20 protein-coding genes are annotated in these 21,202 nt (G+C 68.4%); 9 read left to right on the forward strand and 11 right to left on the reverse strand.

Annotated elements, in window-relative coordinates:
• Together A9X01_RS01575 and A9X01_RS01580 are read left to right on the forward strand one after the other, a co-directional pair.
• The coding region (locus A9X01_RS01575; protein ID WP_065118987.1) for a class I adenylate-forming enzyme family protein at positions 1-1,383 on the forward strand (1,383 nt) is incomplete at its 5' end.
• Positions 1,380-1,676 (forward strand): hypothetical protein, encoded by a 297-nt coding sequence (locus A9X01_RS01580; RefSeq protein ID WP_065118988.1) that lies wholly within the window; start codon positions 1,380-1,382, stop codon positions 1,674-1,676. The genes A9X01_RS01575 and A9X01_RS01580, both read left to right, overlap by 4 nt.
• Before the next feature lie 16 nt (positions 1,677-1,692).
• Here A9X01_RS01580 and A9X01_RS01585 read toward each other — a convergent pair whose 3' ends face one another.
• The 3 genes from A9X01_RS01585 to A9X01_RS31750 form a co-directional block, all read right to left on the reverse strand.
• Positions 1,693-3,135: a PE family protein gene (locus A9X01_RS01585; protein ID WP_065119003.1), complete on the reverse strand. Its 1,443-nt coding sequence runs from the start codon at positions 3,133-3,135 to the stop codon at positions 1,693-1,695.
• Positions 3,136-3,220: 85 nt separating this feature from the next.
• Positions 3,221-3,856, reverse strand: coding sequence for a TetR/AcrR family transcriptional regulator (locus tag A9X01_RS01590; RefSeq protein ID WP_253848867.1), 636 nt, complete (start codon positions 3,854-3,856; stop codon positions 3,221-3,223).
• A 19-nt stretch (positions 3,857-3,875) separates the two neighbouring features.
• Positions 3,876-4,010, reverse strand: a complete 135-nt coding sequence (locus A9X01_RS31750) for a hypothetical protein (protein ID WP_301336917.1) — start codon at positions 4,008-4,010, stop codon at positions 3,876-3,878.
• Positions 4,011-4,243: 233 nt separating this feature from the next.
• Here A9X01_RS31750 and A9X01_RS01595 point away from each other — a divergent pair, with 233 nt between their 5' ends.
• The gene (locus tag A9X01_RS01595) at positions 4,244-5,026 is read left to right on the forward strand and encodes a crotonase/enoyl-CoA hydratase family protein (protein ID WP_065118989.1); all 783 of its coding nucleotides are present in this window, start codon (positions 4,244-4,246) and stop codon (positions 5,024-5,026) included.
• Positions 5,027-5,107: 81 nt separating this feature from the next.
• On the opposite strand, the gene A9X01_RS01600 is transcribed toward A9X01_RS01595, so the two are convergent.
• A complete protein-coding gene (locus A9X01_RS01600; RefSeq protein ID WP_065118990.1) occupies positions 5,108-6,583 on the reverse strand; it encodes an aldehyde dehydrogenase in 1,476 nt (491 codons plus the stop codon).
• A gap of 104 nt (positions 6,584-6,687) precedes the next feature.
• Complete coding sequence (locus A9X01_RS01605) at positions 6,688-7,455, reverse strand: class I SAM-dependent methyltransferase (protein WP_065118991.1); 768 nt, start codon at positions 7,453-7,455, stop codon at positions 6,688-6,690.
• 73 nt (positions 7,456-7,528) lie between these two features.
• On the opposite strand from A9X01_RS01605, the gene A9X01_RS01610 reads away from it, so the two are divergent.
• Positions 7,529-8,683: a glycosyltransferase family 4 protein gene (locus A9X01_RS01610; protein WP_065118992.1), complete on the forward strand. Its 1,155-nt coding sequence runs from the start codon at positions 7,529-7,531 to the stop codon at positions 8,681-8,683.
• Between the two features lie 14 nt (positions 8,684-8,697).
• On the opposite strand, the gene A9X01_RS01615 is transcribed toward A9X01_RS01610, so the two are convergent.
• Positions 8,698-9,480, reverse strand: a complete 783-nt coding sequence (locus tag A9X01_RS01615; protein WP_065118993.1) for a YoaK family protein — start codon at positions 9,478-9,480, stop codon at positions 8,698-8,700.
• Between the two features lie 182 nt (positions 9,481-9,662).
• On the opposite strand from A9X01_RS01615, the gene A9X01_RS01620 reads away from it, so the two are divergent.
• Entirely contained in the window at positions 9,663-9,974 is a 312-nt protein-coding gene (locus A9X01_RS01620) for a helix-turn-helix transcriptional regulator (RefSeq protein WP_065118994.1), read from the forward strand.
• Here the strand turns inward: A9X01_RS01620 and A9X01_RS01625 are convergent.
• Complete coding sequence (locus tag A9X01_RS01625; protein ID WP_253848869.1) at positions 9,971-11,650, reverse strand: MmpA family trehalose lipid delivery protein; 1,680 nt, start codon at positions 11,648-11,650, stop codon at positions 9,971-9,973. The two genes, A9X01_RS01620 and A9X01_RS01625, sit on opposite strands and share 4 nt — an antisense overlap.
• Before the next feature lie 4 nt (positions 11,651-11,654).
• Positions 11,655-13,001: a cell envelope lipid trafficking protein PgfA gene (pgfA, locus tag A9X01_RS01630; protein ID WP_172832427.1), complete on the reverse strand. Its 1,347-nt coding sequence runs from the start codon at positions 12,999-13,001 to the stop codon at positions 11,655-11,657.
• Positions 13,002-13,173: 172 nt separating this feature from the next.
• Between pgfA and A9X01_RS01635 the strand changes: the two genes are divergently transcribed.
• Entirely contained in the window at positions 13,174-14,340 is a 1,167-nt protein-coding gene (locus tag A9X01_RS01635) for an acyltransferase family protein (protein ID WP_065118997.1), read from the forward strand.
• Between the two features lie 29 nt (positions 14,341-14,369).
• Here the strand turns inward: A9X01_RS01635 and A9X01_RS01640 are convergent, their stop codons facing one another.
• From A9X01_RS01640 to A9X01_RS01650, 3 genes are read right to left on the reverse strand one after another with little or no spacing between them, the layout of a single operon-like run.
• Complete coding sequence (locus A9X01_RS01640; protein ID WP_065118998.1) at positions 14,370-15,125, reverse strand: PP2C family protein-serine/threonine phosphatase; 756 nt, start codon at positions 15,123-15,125, stop codon at positions 14,370-14,372.
• Entirely contained in the window at positions 15,122-16,603 is a 1,482-nt protein-coding gene (locus A9X01_RS01645; RefSeq protein ID WP_065118999.1) for an AMP-binding protein, read from the reverse strand. Before A9X01_RS01645 ends, A9X01_RS01640 begins: the two co-directional genes overlap by 4 nt.
• Positions 16,600-17,580 (reverse strand): phosphotriesterase family protein, encoded by a 981-nt coding sequence (locus A9X01_RS01650; protein WP_065119000.1) that lies wholly within the window; start codon positions 17,578-17,580, stop codon positions 16,600-16,602. Before A9X01_RS01650 ends, A9X01_RS01645 begins: the two co-directional genes overlap by 4 nt.
• Positions 17,581-17,704: 124 nt before the next feature.
• Here A9X01_RS01650 and A9X01_RS01655 point away from each other — a divergent pair, with 124 nt between their 5' ends.
• From A9X01_RS01655 to A9X01_RS01665, 3 genes are all read left to right on the forward strand, one after another.
• Positions 17,705-19,426: an acyl-CoA dehydrogenase family protein gene (locus A9X01_RS01655; RefSeq protein WP_065119001.1), complete on the forward strand. Its 1,722-nt coding sequence runs from the start codon at positions 17,705-17,707 to the stop codon at positions 19,424-19,426.
• A 64-nt stretch (positions 19,427-19,490) separates the two neighbouring features.
• Positions 19,491-20,183: a TetR/AcrR family transcriptional regulator gene (locus A9X01_RS01660; RefSeq protein WP_065119002.1), complete on the forward strand. Its 693-nt coding sequence runs from the start codon at positions 19,491-19,493 to the stop codon at positions 20,181-20,183.
• A gap of 7 nt (positions 20,184-20,190) precedes the next feature.
• Positions 20,191-21,129, forward strand: coding sequence for a R2-like ligand-binding oxidase (locus tag A9X01_RS01665; protein WP_036351463.1), 939 nt, complete (start codon positions 20,191-20,193; stop codon positions 21,127-21,129).
• Positions 21,130-21,202 lie beyond the last annotated feature (73 nt).

The raw sequence follows: 21,202 nt of genomic DNA on the forward strand, positions 1-21,202 counted from the left end.
GGCGGCGCCGGCGTGATCGCCGCCTCCGGTGCCGGGCACGTGGTGTACGTCGGGGTCGGCGGCGCGATGCTGCCGCTGCTGATCTTCGCCAGCGCACGCGCCGGGCTGGCCTTCACGCCGATCAACTACCGGCTCTCCGCCGACGGCATCCAGGCCCTGATCGACCGGTTGCCCGACCCGTTGGTGATCGTCGACGAGCGCTACCGCGACACGCTCGGGGACGTTTCGAAGCGGTTGGTCACCTCCGACGACTTCGTCGAGGCCGCCCGCACCGCCGAACCCACAGCCGAGTTCCCCGACCCGGACTCCGTCGCGATCGTGCTCTTCACCTCGGGCACCACGTCGCAGCCCAAGGCCGTCGAGCTCACGCACAACAACCTCACCAGCTATGTCATGGGAACAGTCGAATTCGATTCGGCAGCGCCGGAGGACGCGGCGCTGATCTGCGTGCCGCCTTACCACATCGCCGGCGTGGGTGCGGCGTTGTCCAACCTGTACGCCGGCCGAAAAATGGTCTATCTGACCAACTTTGACGCCCAGGAATGGGTGCGGTTGGCCAACGACGAGCGGGTGACGACGGCGACCGTGGTGCCGACCATGCTGGACCGCATCGTTGCGGTGTTGGAGTCGGGGGATCACCGGCCGGCCGCGCTGCGCAACCTTGCTTACGGCGGCTCGAAAGTGGGGCTGCCGCTGGTGCGCCGGGCCCTCGAGCTGTTGCCGGACGTCGGCTTCGTCAACGCCTACGGCCTTACCGAAACCAGCTCGACGATCGCGGTGCTGACACCCGAGGACCACCGCGAGGCGCAATCGGCCACGGACGCCGCCGCCGCCCGGCGGCTGGGTTCGGTAGGACGGCCGGTGCCCGGCATCGAGCTGGAAATCCGCGCCGAGGACGGCACCGTGCTCGGCCCGGGGGAGACCGGCGAGCTGTTCGTGCGCGGCGAGCAGGTCTCCGGGCGGTACACGGGGATCGGCTCCGTGCTCGACGAAAACGGTTGGTTCCCAACCAAAGACATCGCAATGCTGGACGAGGACGGCTACCTGTTTATCGGTGGCCGCAGCGACGACACCATCATCCGTGGCGGGGAGAACATAGCGCCCGCCGAACTGGAGGAGGTGCTGATCGAGCATCCGCACGTGCATGACGTCGCGGTGGTCGGGGTCGAGGATCCGCAGTGGGGCCAGGCGATCGTCGCCGTCGTCGTCCCCCGCAGCGGCGTCGACCCCGATCCGGAAGAGCTGCGAGAGTACGTGCGAGCGAGTTTGCGGGGGTCGCGCACGCCGGACCGAGTAGTGTTTCGCGACGAGCTGCCAACGACCGCCACCGGCAAGGTACTTCGCCGGGAGATCATCGAAAACCTAGCAGGGGCACAAACATGATCAAGAACGGAACCCGCCTGGCCAGCCAGGTCTGTGACACCCAGGTCATCGTCGTCAGAAGTGCCGACAGCCTTGACGACTTGCGTTGCGGCGGTTCGCCGATGGTGGAGATGGGCGCACCGCGATCCGGTGAGCTCGACCCCGAATTCGCCGACGGCAGCGTGATGGGCAAGCGCTACGTCGACGAAGCCGGCGCCGAACTGCTCGTCACCAAGCCCGGCGCGGGCAGCCTGAGCGTTGGCCAGACCAAGCTGACCCTGAAGGAAGTCAAGCCGCTCCCGGCGAGCGACTGAGCCGGGCTAAACCCAGCTACGGCCGGTAGCCGGTGTCGCCGTCGATGCCGAGCAGCAGGCCGCCCTTGCCGCCCTTGCCGGCGGTACCCACGAAGGCGTCACCGCCCCGGCCGCCGTTGCCGATCAGCTGGGCATTGCCGCCGAATCCGCCGTTCCCGGCTGCGATTCCGGTTCCGGCGCTGCCGCCGTTGCCGGCGTTGCCGATGATGCCGGCGTTGCCGCCCGAGCCGCCGTTCCCGGCGACCAGGCCACTGGCGCCACCGCCACCCCCGTCGCCGCCGGTGCCGAACAGCCCAACAGCGCTGCCGCCTGCCCCACCGGTGCCGCCCGTGTTGGCTGCGGATTGCCCACCGAGACCGCCCTGACCGCCGTTGCCGAACAGCATCCCGCCCTGACCGCCGGCACCGCCGTTACCACCGTCAATGCTGAAGGTCGGCCCGGATGACCCACCGTTGCCCCCGCCGCCGCCGTTGCCCATCAGCCGGGCGTTGCCGCCGGATCCGCCGGGCTGGCCGCCGGTGCCGTCGCCGCCGTGGCCACCGTCGCCGCTCAGGAACCCGCCCAACCCGCCGTTCCCGCCGACGTTGCCGCGGCCGCCGTCACCGCCCCGGCCGCCGTCGCCGCCAAACCCGTTGAAGAGACCGCCGTCGCCGCCGTGTCCGCCCGCTCCGGCCAGGCCCACGGTGTTGCCGAAGGCGACGTTTCCGCCCGCGCCGCCGGCGCCCCCGCTACCGAACAGTCCGATCGCGTTACCCCCCGCGCCGCCGGCACCGGCCGACCCTGCACCAAGGGCCGGTGCGTACAGTCCACCGATACCGCCCGCGCCACCGTTGCCCCACAACAAGCCGCCGGTGCCGCCGGCCCCGCCGTTCCCAGCCGAAGCGCCGCCGATGGTCGCTGTACCGCCTGCGCCGCCGTTCCCGCCGTTACCGATAAATCCCGCAGCCCCACCGTTGCCACCCGGTCCCGCCGGGCCGCCGACCGACGGCCGGCCCGAACCGCCGTTTCCGCCGTTGCCCCACAAAATGCCGCCGGCACCGCCGTTTTCACCGGTTCCCGGCCGCCCGTCGGCGCCATTACCGAACAGGGGACGGCCGAGGATAGCCAGCGTCGGCGCGTTCACGAGATTGAGCACTTGTTGCTGCACGGCCTGCCAGGGATTGGCCGCTGCGGCGGCATTGACCGCCTCGGCGGCCGCGTACGCGTCCGCGCCGGCGTTGACGGCCTGCACGAACTGGCTGTGAAACGCGGCCGCCTGCAAACTGAGAGCCTGGTAGGCCCGAGCGTGCGCACTGAACAGTGCTGCAACCGCCTCGGACACCTCGTCGGCCCCAGCCGCCAGCAGCGCCGACGTCGGAGCGGTCGCCGCCGCGTTCGCCTCGCTGATCGCCGAACCGATACTCGACAGGTTGGTGGCGGCCGCCGCGACCCAATCAGGTTGTGCGATAAGAAAAGACACTTCGGCCCTCCCGTACGGATGCACTGAAGATTCAGGGAGAGCGTAACGGCAATGCTGAGCAAATGCCCGCCGGACACAAACGGCGCTAGCGGTCCATTCCGTTGCGCCGTACAAATTCCCTTGCCTTGATCAGGAATTCGAGTTGGTCGCCGACCTCGCGCAGCGGGCGGGTGCTGCGCGTGGACCGGCACAGCACGATGGCACCTTCCAGCGCGGAGATCGATGTCACCGCCAGTGACGAGGCCGTTTCCTCATCGAATCCCTCGGTGACGAACGCACGGGCCATCGCGGTGCACCAGCGCCCCAGGATCAGCCCGGCCTCGGCGGACAACCCGAGCTCGTCGTCGGCCGAGCCGATCGCGGCGGCCACCACGGGGCATCCGGCGTTGAATTCGCCGTCGGACAGCAGGCGCTCCCAGAACTCGACGAATTCACGGATCAGCGCCTTGGCGCCGCGGTCCACCGCGTCGTCGATCGTGGCAGTGATGGATTCGCCGGCGTACCGCAACGCCTCGGTCAGGATCTGATTGCGTCCCTCGGGGAAGTGGTAGTACACCGAGCCGCGCGGGGCGCCGCTGTGGGACAGGACGGCATCGATGGTGACGCCGGCCGCTCCGCGCTCGCGCATCACCTGCGCCGCGCTGACGAGCATCTTCTTGCGGGTACTGACACGACCGGTCGTCACGAACGGGTCCCGCACGAGATCCGTGGACGTTCGCATGGTCGGTCTCCTGTGCTGATCAAGCAGCGGGCACGTGGCCCGGCTGCGGGGTCGGGGTGACCACCTGGCGTCGGTGGAACCGGAGGCGGCGACGGTAGGTGGGCAGTTGGCGGGTATATCGATAGCCGGCGACGTTGATCTCGATGATCCACATGTTGTTCTCCCACGGGGGGTGGTGCTCTCACGTGCCGGTGGCCTCCAGCCCATGACTATGCCAGTTAGCATATTAAACATTAGTGTAAGTAAGCAAGTTTTAATCTTTGGCTGAGAAAAAAGGCCCGGTGAACGTGATGAACACCACGGTGGGGACCAGGTTTGAAGCCCGGATCGAGCTACGACAGATTATGCTCTATTGCATAATTCCGCGTTCTGCGGTTCACTGTGGCAATGACAAGCACCGTGTCCGTCGAGCGGGACGGGCACGTCCTGCTCATCGGCTTGAATCGCCCCGAGAAGCGCAACTCGTTCAACCGCGCGATGATCGCGGATCTGTCCCGCGCCTACGCCCTGCTGGAATCCGACCCCGAACTGCGCGCCGGCGTGCTGTTCGCCCATGGGGAGCACTTCACCGCCGGACTGGACCTGGTCGATGTGGGGCCCGCCGTCGCCGGCGGGGAAGACTTGATGCCCGAAGACGGTCGTGATCCCTTCCGCCTGGAAGGCACCTGGACCACGCCCCTGGTCGCGGTCGCGCACGGCTGGTGCATGACCCTGGGCATCGAACTGCTGTTGGCCGCCGACATCCGGATCGCCGCGTCGGGTACCCGCTTCACCCAGATGGAAGTGCTACGCGGCATCTATCCGTTCGGCGGTGCGACGATTCGGCTGCCACGGGAAGCGGGCTGGGGCAACGCGATGCGATGGTTGCTCACCGGCGACGAGTTCGACGCGGCCGAGGCGTACCGGATCGGCCTGGTCCAGGAGGTCGCCGACGATGCCGCGGCGGCGTTGGCCAGTGCGCGGCAGATCGCGCAGACCATCGCCGAGCGCGCCGCCCCGCTCGGTGTGCGGGCGACGCTGGCGTCGGCGCATCTGGCCCGCGAGCAGGGTCAGGCGGCCGCGGCGCAACGGCTCGCTCCCGTCGTCAAGGAACTGTTCGCCAGCGCGGACGCCGCTGAGGGCGTGCAGTCGTTCATCGAGCGCCGTGCGGCCCGCTTCGAGGGTCGCTGACCCCCCGCGACCAGACGCTAAAGCCCCCGACACGCCGAGCGTGCGGGGGCTTTAGCGTCTGCTCGCCAGAACTCGGTGACGCTACTCGACGGTGTAACCCATCGGCATCAGCACGCTCTTCTGCTGGGTGAAGTGCTCCACGCCCTCGGGCCCGTTCTCCCGCCCGATGCCGGAGTTCTTGTACCCCCCGAACGGACAGCACGGGTCGAACGCATACCAGTTGATCGCGTAGGTCCCGGTGCGGATCTTCTCCGAGATCTCAATGCCCTTCGGCACATCGGAGGTCCACACGCTGCCGGCGAGCCCGTACACCGAGTCGTTGGCGATCTTGATGGCGTCCTCGACGGTGTCGTAGGGAATGATCGCCAGCACCGGCCCGAAGATCTCCTCCTGGGCGATCGTCATCTTGTTGTCGACGTCGGCGAACACCGTGGGCTGCACGAAGAACCCGTTGTCCAGACCTTCGGGTCGGCCGCCGCCGCACACCAGCCGCGCGCCCTCCTCGATGCCCTTGGCGATGTAGCCCTCGACGCGGGCACGCTGCTTCTCCGAGATCAGCGAACCGATCTGAGCGTTCGGGTCCGACGGCGGACCGACCGGCAGCGCCTGCACGAAAGCGCTTACCGCGTCCACAATCTCGTCATACCGCGACCGGGGCGCCAGGATCCGGGTCTGGCCGACGCACGCCTGGCCGGTGTTCATGATCCCGGAGAACACCATCATCGGGACGGCCGAGGCCAGGTCTACGTCGTCGAGCACGATGGCCGCCGACTTCCCGCCGAGTTCCAGCGTGCACGGCTTGAGCAGGTCAGCGGCACGACGGCCGATCTCCTTGCCGACAGCCGAGCTGCCGGTGAAGGTGAACAGGTCGACATCGGGGTTGGCGGTCAGCGCCTGGCCGGTCTCGATGCCGCCGGGCACCACCGACAGAACCCCTTCGGGGAGCCCGGCGTCGGCGAACACCTCCGCCAAAGCGTTTGCGGTCAGCGGGGTTTCGCCCGCCGGCTTGAGCACCACGGTGCAGCCCGCCAGCAACGCCGGTCCCAGCTTGTTGACCGCCAGGAACAGCGGCACGTTCCACGCCACGATGGCGGCCACCACACCGATCGGCTCGCGGTGCACGATGGTCTGGCCATAGGAGCCGGTGCGCACCTCGCGCCACTTGACCTGGTCTACGGCCGGTCCGGCGAAGAAGTTCAGCGCCCCCATCGTCCCCATCCAGTGCATGGTCTCGATGGTCATCGGCGGCTGGCCGGTCTCGTCGGCGAGCAGCTTGGCGAACAGCTCCTTGCGCTCCTCGAGCAACTGCAACGCCTTGGCTATGACGGCCGCGCGCTCCTTGGGCGGGGTGGTGGGCCACGGGCCGCTGTCGAATGCGGCGCGGGCCGCGGCGACCGCGGCGTCCACGTCGGCCGCCGCCGCCAGCGGGACCTTGCCGACGTACTCGCCGGTCGCCGGGCAGTGCACCTCGATGACCTGGTCGGTCGATGGCTGGGTCCACTTGCCGCCGATGAAGAGCTTGTCGTATTCGGTCGCCTGGCTCACGGTCTGGGTCATTCCGCCGTTCCTCCTCGTTGCTTCACGCCGCGTCCTCGTCGAACGCCGCCGGCAGTGATACGCGCCACCCTACCGAAGCCGGCGCGAGATTAGAACCTGTTCCATTATTGCGGCGACAGGACCAGCACCAGATTGCTCACGGCGAACTCCCGCAGCACCGGCACCGAGGTCAGCCACCAGGCCCATCGTGGGTGGTAGCGAGGGAAAGTCGCCACCGCGGCGCCGGTGCTGGCGGCCCACTCCAGGCCCGCGGCGGCGGACACGGCGAACAACGACGACCCGTAGTCGTTCTTGGCCGGATGGCCGTGTCGGCGGGCGTACATCGCCGCCGCCCGGGTGCCGCCGAGGTAGTGCGTCAGTCCCATCTCATGGCCACCGAACGGTCCCAGCCAGACGGTGTAGGACAACACGACCAGCCCGCCCGGCCGGGTCACCCGCAGCATCTCGTTGCCCAGTTGCCAGGGCCGCGGGACGTGTTCGGCGACGTTGGACGACAGGCAGATGTCCACCGAGTCGTCAGCGAACGGCAGCGCCATGCCCGAGGCCCGGACGACCGCGCCGGAGTGCCGCGCCACCACCGGCTCGGCGGCGTGGCTCTCGGACGGGTCGGGTTCGACGCCGACGTAGCGCGCGCCCGCGGCGTCGAACGCGGCCGCGAAATAGCCAGGCCCCCCGCCGACGTCGAGCAGCGTGCGCCCGCTCAGGTCGGCACCGGTTGCGGCCCGCCAGAGATCTTCGACCATGCCTGCCGTGTCGACAGCCAGGGCGCCGTAGAACCGCGCCGGGTCGGTTTGCTCGAACCGGAACTCCGACAGCAGGCGGACCGAGCGTCGCAGCGTCGCGCGCCGCGCGAAGATGCCGGTCACGCCCACGCGGTCACCATACGGGCGCCGATTCTGCGGCTGCGACCGGCCGCGGGCGCGACGGCGGCTAGGCTAGCGAACAATGTCTGACCTGCGCTCCGTACTGCTGCTGTGCTGGCGCGATACCGGGCACCCGCAGGGCGGTGGCAGCGAGACCTATCTGCAGCGCATCGGCGCCCAGTTGGCCGCCGACGGCGTCGACGTCACCCTGCGCACGGCGCGCTACCCGGGTGCCGCCAGGCGTGAGGTCGTCGACGGTGTGCGCATCAGCCGCGCGGGCGGGCGCTACACCGTCTACATCTGGGCGATGCTCTCGATGGCGCTGGCCCGCCTCGGCTTGGGATCGCTGCGCCAGGTGCGGCCCGACGTCGTCGTCGACACCCAGAACGGTCTTCCGTTCCTGGCCCGGCTGGTCTACGGCCGACGCGCGGTGGTGCTGGTGCACCACTGTCACCGGGAGCAGTGGCCGGTGGCCGGGCCGGTGCTGTCGCGGGTTGGTTGGTTCGTCGAGTCGAAACTCTCGCCGCGGCTGCACCGGCGCAACCAGTATGTGACGGTGTCGCTGCCATCGGCGCGGGATCTGGTGGCCCTGGGTGTGGACGACGGACGCATCGCCGTGGTGCGCAACGGACTCGACGAGGCGCCGCCCCAGACGTTGTCCGGCCCGCGGACCGCCGAGCCGCGCCTGGTGGTGCTGTCCCGGTTGGTCCCGCACAAGCAGATCGAGGACGCCCTGGACGCGGTCGCCCGACTGCGCCCCGACTTCCCGGAGCTGCAGCTGGACGTCGTCGGCGGCGGATGGTGGCACCAGCGGCTCGTCGAGCACGTACACCGGCTCGGCATCTCCGATGCCGTGACCTTCCACGGCCACGTCGACGACGACACCAAACATCAACTGCTGCAACGCTCGTGGGTGCACCTGCTGCCCTCACGCAAGGAGGGATGGGGCCTGGCCGTGGTCGAGGCGGGCCAGCACAGCGTCCCCACCATCGGCTACCGCTCGTCGGGCGGCCTGTCCGACTCGATCATCGACGGCGTGACCGGCGTATTGGTCGACCATCCCGCCGAACTGGTGGACCGGCTGGAAGAGCTGCTGTCGGATCCGGTGCTGCGCGATCAGCTCGGCGCCAAGGCCCAGGCCCGCAGCGTGGAGTTCTCCTGGCGGCAGAGCGCGGAGGCGCTGCACACCGTCCTGCGCACGGTGCAGGCGGGCGGGCGCGTCAGCGGCCTGGTCTGAGTGAAGCCGAGTAGCTAGGCCGTCGCCGGGGCCAGTTCCGGCGCCAACTGCTCCACCGGGGACGCCACCGCGACACTGCTCAGGGTGCGGCTGCGCACCACATAGGCGGCCGCGATGCTCAGGCAGATCGCCGCCGGCACCAGCAGCGCGTAGCCGTCCAGACCCGACCCGACCAACAGGCCGACGGTTGCGCCGCCCAGGAAAAGCAGCAGCGTCGTCGTCAGGATCGCCGCCTTCCACTTGTCGATCCCGTCCTGGCGGCTACGGCCGAGCATGAGGCCGAGGTCGGTGACCGTGCCGGTGAAGTGGGTGGTGCGGATCGGCATCCCGCGGAAGCTCGACGTGAGTCCGTTCTGCAGGCCGAGTGCCGCGGCGGCCAGCAATGCCTGGACGACGGATTGCTCGACCCCGATCAGACCCTTGAGTGGTGTCTCCGCCGCCACGACCGCGGCCAGCAGCAGCACCGCCTCCAGGGTCAGCACGGTGGCGTGGTGCGCGCGTGTCGGGTGTCGGTAACCGCCCATGATCACTCCCGCCGCGGCCGCGCCGCCGCCGAAGCCGAGCAGAATCGCTGCGAGAACGTGACCTTCGTACAACCAAGGGTTGGCGGTGTTCATGCCAAGCTGCGTGGTGATCCCGGTGAGGTTGCCGACCGGGACGGCGAGGATCAGCAGGGCGACAGCGTTGACGAAGCCGGCCACAAAGGCCAGTGAGGCACTGTAGAGCAGCACAGCGCGACGGGAGGAAAGGTTGTCATGGCCCGCCGAGTGGCGAGCCGAGTCGTTCGTCGGACTCATCAGGACAATCCCTCTCAGCGTTGGACCGGGCGCTGATACGAAGTTTATATAGCGAAATATTCTTCATCAATAAATCTTCGTATGAGTTTGGCCAGACTCGAGGGACACATGCACGACGCAAAACGCACGAGAATTTGCGAAACGGTTTACGCGAAAGAAGCAGTAGTAGCATCACAAATGTGATGGCTAGCAAGGCGGTGAATCAGGACGAGCGGCCCGACTCCGAGCGCGGGTGGACGTTCCTGACAAATCACGGCCACGTCCTGCTGTGCGTATCCCTGAGTGAGCCGCTGACCGCGCGCGAGTTGTCGCTGCGAGTGGGCATCACCGAGCGGTCGGTGCAGGCCATCCTGTCCGACCTCACCGACGAGGGATACCTGATCAAGTCCAAGGCGGGCCGGCGCAACGTCTACACGCTCAACCCCGACGGCAGGTTGCGGCACCCGCTGGAGTCCGGTCACACCGTCGGCGAGCTCATCGACGCGTTGCGCTAGCGCACCGAGCGCACCGAGCGCACTGCCGCACCCGTGCCGCCGACCAGCAGCAACCCCAGCCACGCCAAGTGCGCGACGATCGTCACGGTGACATCCGTCGAGGAAGCGCGGGCGGTGTCGCCGCCGATCCGGTACAAGGCCAGTTCGCCGTCGCGGTAGACCGGCGGCAGCCCCCGAACGGTACGCGCAGCGGCGCCCACGTCGCCGGCGCTGTCCGATTCCACCACCAGCCACATCACCCCGGCCCGGGCCAACGCCGACGGCTGCGGCCCGGACAGCAGTAGCTCCGAGACGGCGCGGGCGTGCGCCCCCTCGCCGGGCACGGTGACCCCGGATATCACCAGATCGCCGGACGTCAGTACCTCCGCCCGGACCCAGCGGGGCAGGGGGTCCAGGACCGGCGCCCGCCCCGCCCAGTCGAAGCGACGCATGCTCCCGGCCGGCAAGACCGCCACCGTGCCGGGCTCCCGGTTGATCGCCGCCGCGACCGCCGCCCAACCCGGGGGATAGCGCACCGCCTCCACCTTCCCCCAGACGCCCCAGGCCAGGTCGGGCAACACCAGAATCAGCGCCGCGCAGCACACCGCCGCGGCAGGCCGAAGCCGGGGCCGCAACACCACGACCGCAGCCGCGCCGGCCAGCGCGTATCCCGGCATGGCCAGCGCCACCCACTTCTGGCCGTCGCGCAACACGCCGAACCCCGGCACCGCGTCGATGACCGACCGCAACAGCTGCAACCCCGACCCGGTTGCCAGCAGCGCCGGCCCCACCACCGCCGGCACGGCCAGCACGAGCAGCGGCCGGGCCGCGGGCCGGCGCGCCGTGTCCGGCAGCCCGATGGCAACCACGCCCAGCAGCACCACCGTCGACAGCACCGCGAAAAGTGTTGTCCGCGAATCGGGTACGGCCTCGGCGTTCCAGATGCCGCCCAGGCCGGCCAGGCTGCCGAGGGTGCCCAGGCCAGGTTCGGCGCGCGGCGCGAACGCGTTCACCCCGAGCGCGTTCGCGGGGTTGTGCGTCGTCAGCGACGAGCCCAGCACCGATGCCGTCAACCAGGGCAACGCACCCAGCAGCGCAAAGCCCGACACCGCACCCGCACACACCCAGCGCGCCCGACCCCGGCCCGGCACGGCCACGCACGCCAGCCCCACCGTCGCGGCGAGCAGCAAACCCGTCGGGGTCAGCCCGGCCACGGCGACCCAGAACGCCAGCGTGAAGAAACCCGACCCACCCGACCGCAGCCCGAGCACCGTCGTCGCCACCCAAGGCAGGCACCCATAGCCGACCAGCAAGCTCCAATGGCCCTGCAGCAGCCGCTCAGCGACATAGGGATTCCAGATCGCCAGCGTCATCGCCACCAACTCGCCACCGGGCCCGGCGGGGGGGGGCGCCGCGGCGACCAGGCGCCCCGCTCCCCAGCCGGCCAGCCACAACCCGAGCAGCAGCAGCGTCTTGACCACGATCCCGCCGTCGACAACCCGGGACACCAGCGCCACCGCGAAATCCTGCGGCGTCGCGCGCGGCGCCGCGGACAAACCCAGCGCGGCATCGGTCAGATACGACCGCGGCGTCGACACCGCGTCGCGCAGCAGCAGATACCCGGGGCTCAGCAGCGGCGCGAGAACGATCAGCGCCAGTGCCAGGGCGTAACCCGGCCGGGCCACCCTGGCCCACACCCAGTTACGTCCGTTCGGTCGGGCCAGGGCTGGACGGTCCCGGCGAACCCGGCGGGGTGGGGCCCGGCTCCGTCGGGCCGGCCTCAGTCGGCGGATCCCGTGGCGGCGGCTCCGCGGCGGCACTGGACGGTGGTGGGTCCGGGGAGGCGCTGGGCGGAGGCGGTTCCTCCGCCAGCTCCGGGCGCTGGGTGGGTAATTTCTCGGTCTCGGCTTCGGCGCCCGGTACCGGTGGCTCCAGCCCGCTGCGGCGCAGGAAGTCGGTGTCGTCGCGGTCCAGGCTGGGGTCGGTCAGCGCGCTTTCGGTCCGCAGGCTGAACGATGCCAGCACGGCGCCACCGACCAGGGCGATCAAACCGGTGACGGTGAAGGTGATCGGCAGGACCCGCGACCACAGCGCCAGCCGGTCCCGCTCGTCGCGCGCGGAATTCACCTGCGACTCGACCGTCTCCTGGGTGGAGGTGAGCTTGTAGTCGGCCAGCGTCACCTCGGGTTTGAGCGCGTCGCGGGCGTAGTAGTGGTGGGCCTGATCGGTTTCCTTGACGATGGTTCCGGACACCGGGTCCACCCAGAAGGTGCGCTTCGCGGTGTAGTAGCGGGTCATGGTGATCTGCTCGGCCGGGTCGCCGGGGATCCCCCACATTCCCGCGCTGGTGGTGATCTTGCGGTCTTCTTCACCGGCATACAGCGACGGGTAGGCGATCGGGGCCACCAGCTTGCCCTCGCTGTTGACGCCCACGGTCTGGGTGAACCGGTAGGTGGTCAGACCGTTGACGTCCTCTTCGCCCTCATAGTTCGCGTCGAACGGTTTCTGCGCGATCGGGTCGAAATAGGGGTACGTCTTGCGTTCGGTGTTGAACGGGAAGCGGTAGGCCAGGCCCTCGTGGCGCAGCGGAATCGCGGTCGGCGGGTTCTCGTCACCGATCCCGCGCGGTTTCTGTACCGACCCGCCGGGGTGGGTTTCGTCCGAGACCGCCATTGCCGTCCTGCGGTTGAGGGTGACGGTGTCGACGATGGCCAACAGCAGGCCGCTGTCCTTCTGCTTGTCGCTGCGCCGGACCGAGCTGCCGACCTGAAGGGTCACCACCTCGGCGTTGGCCGGCGCTTCGACGCTGATTTGCTGCTGCGACACCAGCGGCACGTTCTGGTTGACCACCACGTGGTCACCGGACAGCGACGCCGCGTCCAGGGCGGTTCCGTTGCCTTCGCTGATCAGCGTCGCATCGATGTTCAGGGGGATCTTGGTGATGCGGCTGCTGGTGTAGGTCGACAACAGCAGCGCGGCGATCAGCAGTGCGGCTCCGAGTCCGATTGTCCCGCATGCGGCGATGCGCAACATGACTGCTCGGTTCACGTTGCTGTGACCTCCTTCTGGTCTCCAAGAACGGATGACCCGCTATGACCTGACCAAGCAGCGAGGCAAACCCGTTTGACCCTAACAGCAGAATGTAAGGACCCGCCCGTGCGCGCCGAGTAGTGCGGTGTACCCGTTCGATCACCCAACGAGCACGGGCAAACTGTCACCCATGAGCGACGAGCGGCAGGTGGGTGGCACCCGCAACTTCCTGCCCGCGGTCGAGGGTATGCGCGCGTGCGCGGCCATGGGCGTCGTCGTCACCCACGTCGCCTTCCAGACCGGACACTCCAGCGGTGTGGACGGCCGGTTGTTCGGCCGATTCGACCTGGCCGTCGCGGTGTTCTTCGCGCTGTCGGGGTTCCTGTTGTGGCGCGGGCACGCCGCGGCGGCCCGCGATCTCGCGCCGCGGCCACGCACCGGTCACTACCTCCGGTCGCGGGTGGTCCGAATCATGCCGGCCTACCTGGTCGCGGTGGTGGTGATCCTGACCCTGCTGCCCGACGCCAACCACGCCAACCTGACCGTGTGGCTGGCGAATCTGACCCTCACCCAGATCTACGTCCCGCTGACGCTGACCGGCGGGCTGACCCAGATGTGGAGCCTGTCTGTCGAGGTCAGCTTCTACCTGGCCCTGCCGATCATGGCCTTCCTGGCCCGCCGGCTGCCGGTCGGTGTGCGCATCGGCGTCATCGCCGCGCTCGGCGCGCTCAGCTGGGCGTGGGGGTGGCTGCCGCTGGCGGTGCTGGGCGGCGGTCCGGGCGCCAACCCGGTGAACTGGCCGCCGGCGTTCTTCTCCTGGTTCGCCGCCGGGATGGTGCTCGCCGAGTTGGTGCACGGCCGGTTCGGCTGGGTACACCGGCTGGCGCGGCGCAGGATCGTGATGGCGGTCGTCGCGGTGGCGGCCTATCTGGTGGCCGCCTCGCCGCTGGCCGGCCCGGCCGGATTGGTGCCCAGTACGCCCGCGGAGTTCTCGGTGAAGACCGCGATGGGCTCGGTGGTGGCGTTCGCGTTGGTGGCGCCGTTGGTGCTGGATCGGCTCGACACCCGACATCGGCTGCTGGGCAGCCCGCTGATGGTGACCCTGGGCCGCTGGTCTTACGGCTTGTTCATCTGGCACCTGGCCGCCCTGGACATGGTGTTCCCGGTGATCGGCGCCTTCGCCTTCAACGGGCACATGCCCACAGTGCTGGCGCTGACGCTGCTGTTCGGGTTCGCGATCGCGGCCGTGAGCTATGCCCTGGTCGAGTCGCCGTGCCGGGAAGCGTTGCGCCGCTGGGAAAAACGCGAGAAGCGGGCCGAGACCACCGATGCCGAGGCCGACGCGATCGCGCCTTGAGCGCGGCCCAGGCGCTCCTGGCCGTGTCCCTAGCCGTGCGCGATATTGATCACCAGCGCGGTGATGTTGTCGGGTCCGCCGGCCTCCCGGGCCGCCGCGATCAGCGCCGCGCAGGCATAGCCGGGATCGGCGTTCGCATCCAGAATTTGCGCCAGCCCAGGCTCTTTCACGACGCCGTGCAGACCGTCGCTGCACAGCAGAATCCGGTCCCCGGCACGCAGATCCAGCGTGCTGGCATCCGCCCGGGCGGGCGGCTTCATGCCCATGTACTTCGTCACCACGCTGCGGGCCCGGTGCTGGCCGGTGTCTTCGGGGTCGACTTGGTGGGCGTCCACCAGCGCCTGCACCAGGGTGTGGTCGCGGGTCAGCCGCTGCAGCTGCTGGTCGCGGCGCAGATAGGCACGGCTGTCGCCCAGGTGGGCGACCAAGAGTCGCGAGCCGGCCATCAGCGCGGTCACCAGGGTGCTGTTGGCGCCGGCGTAGCGGGCATCGTCCTGCGCCTTGGCGTGCAGGTCGTCGGAGAGCTCGGAGACCGCGCGGCCCAGCCGCTCGGCGGCATCCGGCTGGTCGCGCTGATCCATCGGCAGGTGATGAGCGACGTAGCGCGGCAACACGTCGACCATGGTCTGGGCGGCCAGTGCCCCGTCGCGGCTGCCGCCCACCCCGTCGGCCACCATGAACAGCCACTGGTCGGCGTCCACGCCCCAGCGGTCCTGGTTTTCGTTTCGCTGACACCCCACATCACTGAGGGCCGAATACTGGGCGTCCAACTGGGGCTGGTTCACGGCCGATCCTCCCGGGGTTGGCCAGAGTGTAGTCGTGCTACCACCTCATCACGTACAGCCGATCGGCGCGCCTTTCCGGCGTCGTCGCGCAACGGCGTGTCGACGAATTCCACGGTGCGGGGCACCTTGTAGGCGGCCAGATGCTCCCCGACGAACCGTTGCACCGCGGCGGCGTCCAGCTCCGATTCGGCGACGGTGTGCACCAACGCGTACGGCACCTGCCCCAGGTCTTCGTCCGGAACGCCAACCACCAAGCAGGACAACACGTCCGGGTGCGCGGACAGTGCGTTCTCGATCTCGGCGGGGTAGACGTTGCGGCCGCCGACGGTGAACATGTCGACCCGCCGGTCGGACAGGTACAGGAAGCCGTCGGCGTCGAAATAACCGAGGTCACCCAGCGAGTCCCAACCGTCCCGGCTCTTGGCCTTGACGCCGACGTACCGGTAGGTCGGTGCGCTGCCCGGGCTGGGACGCATGTAGATCTCGCCGACCACGCCCGGCGGGCACGGGTTGCCGTCGTCGTCGAGCACCTTCATCTCCCCAGCGACCACCTGGCCCACCGAGCCCGGGTGGGCCAGCCACTGCTCGCCGTTGATGAAGGTCAGCGCCTGCAGTTCGGTGCCGCCGTACAGTTCCCACAGCGCCTCGGGTCCGAGCAACTTGATCCAGGCCTCTTTGACGGCCGGCGGGCAGGGCGCACCGACGTGCCAGAACCGCCGGATCGAGGACAGGTCATAGGAACCCGGGTCGGCGTTGTACACCGGCAGCACCCGCTGCATGATCGTCGGGACGGTGGTCAGAAAGGTGACCCGGTGCTCGGCGATCAGCCGGAGGAACTCGTGCGGATCGAACCGGGGCAGCAGCACCAGGTGGTGACGCATCAGCAGCGCGATCGTCGCGGTGGTGAACCCGGTGTTGTGGCTCAGCGGCACCGGCACCAGCGTGGTGTCGCCTTCCTGCGCGCCCAGCGGGTAGCCGATCGCGGCCGGCACCCGGCTGTCGCCGCCGGCCTCGATCAGCTTGGGGCGTCCGGTGCTGCCGCCGGAGGCCAGCGATTTCCAGGCCGGTGACACCGCCTCCGGCAGTGGCTCGTCCGACTGGGAATTGTCAACGAAACCCGTTGGCACACTGGGAATCTCACCGTTAGGGTCGGCCCGCCCGATCAATAGGGAGCGGGGTTTGAGCTCGAGCAGGCCGGCAAACTCCGCATCCGGCATCCGCGGGGACAGCGGTTGCGGAATAGCGCCTAACTTCCAGCACGCTACCGTCGCCTGCACCCATTCGACGCAGTTCGGCAGCACGATGCTCACGTAGCTGCCTTGCGTGACACCCCGGTCGGCGTAGGCGCGCGCCAGCCGGTTGGTCGAGGCGTCCAGCTCGGCGCGGGTCAGGGTGTGCCCGGCGCAGGTGACCGCGGGCTCGTCCGGGGCGAGCTGGGCCAGCTGCGAGATCTGGGTTCCGATCGGCGCTACCGTCACTGATAGGCGCCCTGCCGATCGAAGATTTTGCGCGGGTTCTCGACGAGCATGGTGTGGATCTGCTCGTCGGTGACACCGCGCTCCTTGAGCGCCGGCAGCACGTCGTTGTGGATGTGCAGATAATGCCAATTCGGCGCCATCTGCGGCACCAGTTCCTCGGGTAGCGCGTCGAAGTAGCAGTTGGCGTCGTGCGAGAGCACCATCTTGTCGGCGTGCCCGCGCTCGCACATCTGCGCCACGATGTCGACGCGCTGTTCGAAGGGTGAGATGACGTCGAGTCCGAACCGGTCCATCCCGAGGTAGGAACCGGCGGCGATCAGTTCCTCGAGGTAACCCACGTCGGTGCTGTCGCCGGAGTGTCCGATGATGACCCGGGTGAGGTCCACGCCCTCCTCTTCGAAGATGCGCTGCTGCTCGAGGCCGCGCCGCAACCCGGCGTGGGTGTGGGTGGAGATCGGCACCCCGGTGCGCTTGTGCGCCTGGGCGACGGCGCGCAGCACGCGTTCGACGCCGGGCGTGATGCCGGGCTCGTCGGTGGCGCACTTGAGGATGCCGGCCTTGATGCCGGTGTCGGCAATGCCCTCTTCGATGTCGCGGACGAACATGTCGGTCATGATCTCCGGGCCGCCCAACAACCCGCCCGGGCCTTCGTAGTGGAATCGGAACGGGATGTCGTTGTAGGTGTAAAGCCCGGTTGCCACAACGATATTCAGCTCTGTTTCGGCGGCCACCCGGGCGATGCGCGGGATGTAGCGGCCCAAGCCGATCACGGTGAGGTCGATGATGGTGTCCACGCCGCGCGACTTCAGTTCGTTGAGTCGGGTGATCGCGTCGGCCACCCGTTGCTCTTCATCCCCCCAGGCATCCGGATAGTTCAGCGCGATCTCGGTGGTCATGATGAAGACGTGTTCGTGCATGAGCGTGACGCCGAGGTCCGCGGTATCGATGGGTCCGCGTGCTGTATTGAGTTCTGACACGCCCTTGATGCTAGGTGGCCGCAGCGGCGTACCAACAGGGTCGTTTTATTCCGGCTCTTCCGGTATTGCAGTACGGTCAACCCGTCCTGCCCACCTCCTGCCAGACCGCCCGGGAGCCACTCTCATGCTGCTCAATCCCAACAACCTGCAACGCAAATATCCGGACAGCCGTTCGGGCGAGATCATGCGGGCGACGGTGGACTTCTTCGAAAGCCGGGGCAAGGCCAAGCTCAAGCACGACGACCACGAACGCCTCTGGTACTCCGACTTTCTCAACTTCATCGGGCAGAACCGGATCTTCGCGTCGTTGCTGACCCCCGCCGAGTACGGCGCCTCCGATCCAGCCGCGGCCGCTCGTTGGGACACCTACCGGATCAGCGAATTCGCTGAAATCATCGGCTTTTACGGCCTGAGCTACTGGTACCCGTTCCAGGTGACGGCCCTGGGGCTGGGTCCGATCTGGATGAGCGAGAACGAGGACGCCAAGCGCAAGGCCGCGGCTCAGCTGGAGCAGGGCGAGGTGTTCGCGTTCGGCCTGTCCGAGCAAACCCACGGTGCCGACGTCTACCAGACCGACATGATCCTCACCCCGTCCGAACACGGCTGGACCGCCAGCGGCGAGAAGTACTACATCGGCAACGCCAACGTGGCGCGGATGGTGTCGACCTTCGGCAAGATCTCAGGTTCGTCCGGCAACCCCGACGAGTACGTCTTCTTCGCCGCCGACTCCCAGCACGACCGGTACGAGCTGAAGAAGAACGTGGTGAATTCGCAGAACTACGTGGCGAATTACGCACTGCGCGAATACCCGGTCACCGAAGCCGACCTGTTGCACCGCGGCATGGGGGCGTTCCACGCCGCGCTCAACACGGTCAACGTCTGCAAGTACAACCTGGGCTGGGGTGCCATCGGCATGTGCACCCACGCCTTCTACGAATCGATCACGCACGCCGCCAACCGGCATCTGTACGGCACCGTCGTCACCGACTTCAGCCACGTGCGCCGGTTGCTCACCGACGCCTACGTCCGGTTGGTGGCGATGCGGTTGGTGGCCGGCCGGGCCAGCGACTACATGCGCAGCGCGTCCGCCGACGACCGTCGCTACCTGCTGTACAGCCCGCTCACCAAGGCCAAGGTCACCAGCGAGGGCGAGCGCGTCATCATCGCGCTGTGGGATGTCATCGCGGCGAAGGGCGTGGAGAAGGACACCTTCTTCGAGACGGTGGCCCGCGAGATCGGGTTGCTGCCCCGATTGGAGGGCACCGTGCACATCAACATCGGCCTGCTGGCGAAATTCATGCCCAACTTCCTGTTCGCCCCGGACACGACCCTGCCGCTGATCGGTCGCCGCGACGACGCTGCCGACGACACGTTCCTGTTCAATCAGGGACCCACCGGCGGCCTGGGCAAGGTCCGCTTCCACGACTGGCGGGCTTCATTCGACAGCTACGCGCACCTGCCCAACGTGGCACTGCTGCGCGGGCAGATCGACGTCCTCGCCGAGATGCTGGCCGCCGCCACTCCGGACGCCGCTCAGCAGAAGGACGTCGACTTCGCCTTCGGCGTGGGCCAGATCTTCGCGTTGGTGCCCTACGCGCAGCTGATTCTCGAGGAGGCACCGCTGTCGGGTGTGGACGAGGCGCTGATCGACGAGATCTTCGGCCTGCTGGTCCGCGACTTCAACAGTTACGCAGTCGAACTCAACGACAAGGCCGCGACCACCGACGAGCAGGCCCGGTTCGCGCTGCGGATGATCCGGCGCCCGGCCAACGACCCGGCGACCTACGACAAGGTGTGGAAGGACTACGTGCTGCCGCTCAACGGCGCGTACGAAATGAATCCATGAATCCTTGACTGTGAGGTCCCTCACAGTAGTATGACCAGTGGTCATTCTGTTGGGAGGGGGCCTCATGCCGACGGTTACCTGGGCCCGTGTCGACCCAGCTCGCAGAGCCGCGGTCATCGAAGCCGCGGAGGCGGAGTTCGGCGCGCACGGCTTCTCCAACGGCAGCCTCAACGTCATCGCCCGACGGGCCGGCGTGGCCAAAGGCAGCCTTTTTCAATACTTCGCGGACAAGCGCGACCTGTATGCATTCATCGCCGACGTGGCCAGCCAGCGGGTCCGTGGTTACGTCGAGGGCATCATCGCCGAGCTGGATCCCAGCCGGCCGTTCTTCGACTTCCTCACCGATCTGCTCGACGCGTGGGTGGCCTATTACGCCGAGCATCCCCGGGAGCGCGCGCTGCATGCGGCGGCCACGCTGGAAGTGGACACCGACGCCCGGATCAGCGTCCGGAACGTCATCCACCGGCACTACCTGGAGGTGCTGCGGCCGTTGGTGACCGAGGCGCAGCGCCGCGGTGACCTGCGGGCGGACTCGGACACGGACGCGCTGTTGTCGCTGCTGTTGATGATCTTCCCGCACCTGGCGCTGGCGCCGTACATGCGCGGTCTGGACCCGATCCTGGGTCTGGACGAGCCCACTCCCGAGCAGCCGGCGCTGGCGGTGCGCAGGCTGGTTGCCGTCCTTTCCGATGCCTTCTCACCCCGCCGGTCGGCCGACAGCCCTGTGCGGCCGCCGAAGATCGCCCAAGAAAGGTAGGGATCACATGACACGAACCCGATCAGGCTCCATGGTGGCCGGGGGGCTCAACTGGGAGAGCCTGCCGCTGAAGCTGTTCGCGGGCGGCAACGCCAAGTTCTGGAACCCGGCCGACATCGACTTCTCCCGCGACCGGGAGGACTGGGAGAAGCTGTCCGACCGCGAGCGCGATTACGCCACCCGGCTGTGTGCCCAGTTCATCGCCGGCGAGGAGGCGGTCACCGAGGACATCCAGCCGTTCATGGCGGCCATGCGCGCCGAGGGCCGGCTCGGCGACGAGATGTACCTGACCCAGTTCGCGTTCGAAGAAGCCAAGCATGTCCAGGTGTTCCGGATGTGGCTGGACGCCGTCGGCATGACCGGAGACCTGCACGGCTACCTCGACGACCTGCCGACCTACCGGCAGATCTTCTACGACGTGCTGCCCGATTGCCTCAATGCCCTGACCGACGACCCGTCACCGGCCGCCCAGGTTCGGGCCTCGGTCACCTACAACCACATCGTGGAAGGCATGTTGGCGCTCACCGGCTACTACGCCTGGAACAAGATCTGCGTTGAGCGCGGCATCCTGCCCGGCATGCAGGAGCTGGTGCGACGCATCGGTGACGACGAACGGCGCCACATGGCCTGGGGCACGTTCACCTGCCGGCGCCACGTTGCCGCCGACGACACCAACTGGACGGTGTTCGAAGACCGGATGAACGAGCTCATCCCGCTCGCGCTGCAGCTGACTGAGGACGGTTTCGCCCTCTATGGCGACGAGCCGCCCTTCGACCTGTCGCCGGCCGACATGCTGCAGTACTCCACCGACAAGGGCATGCGCCGGTTCGGCACCATCAGCAGTGCCCGCGGTCGCCCGGTCGGCGAGATCGACCTGGACTACTCGCCGGTGCAGTTGGAGGACGACTTCGCCGACGAGGACCAGCGCGCGCTGGCCGCTGTGTAACGCCGACCTTGGCGCGAGCAGACGCAGAATCGCACGCTGCCCGCGGATCGCGTGCGATTCTGCGTCTGCCGGT

It is taken from the genome of Mycobacterium asiaticum, assembly GCF_001668675.1.
Lineage (GTDB): Bacteria > Actinomycetota > Actinomycetes > Mycobacteriales > Mycobacteriaceae > Mycobacterium > Mycobacterium asiaticum_D.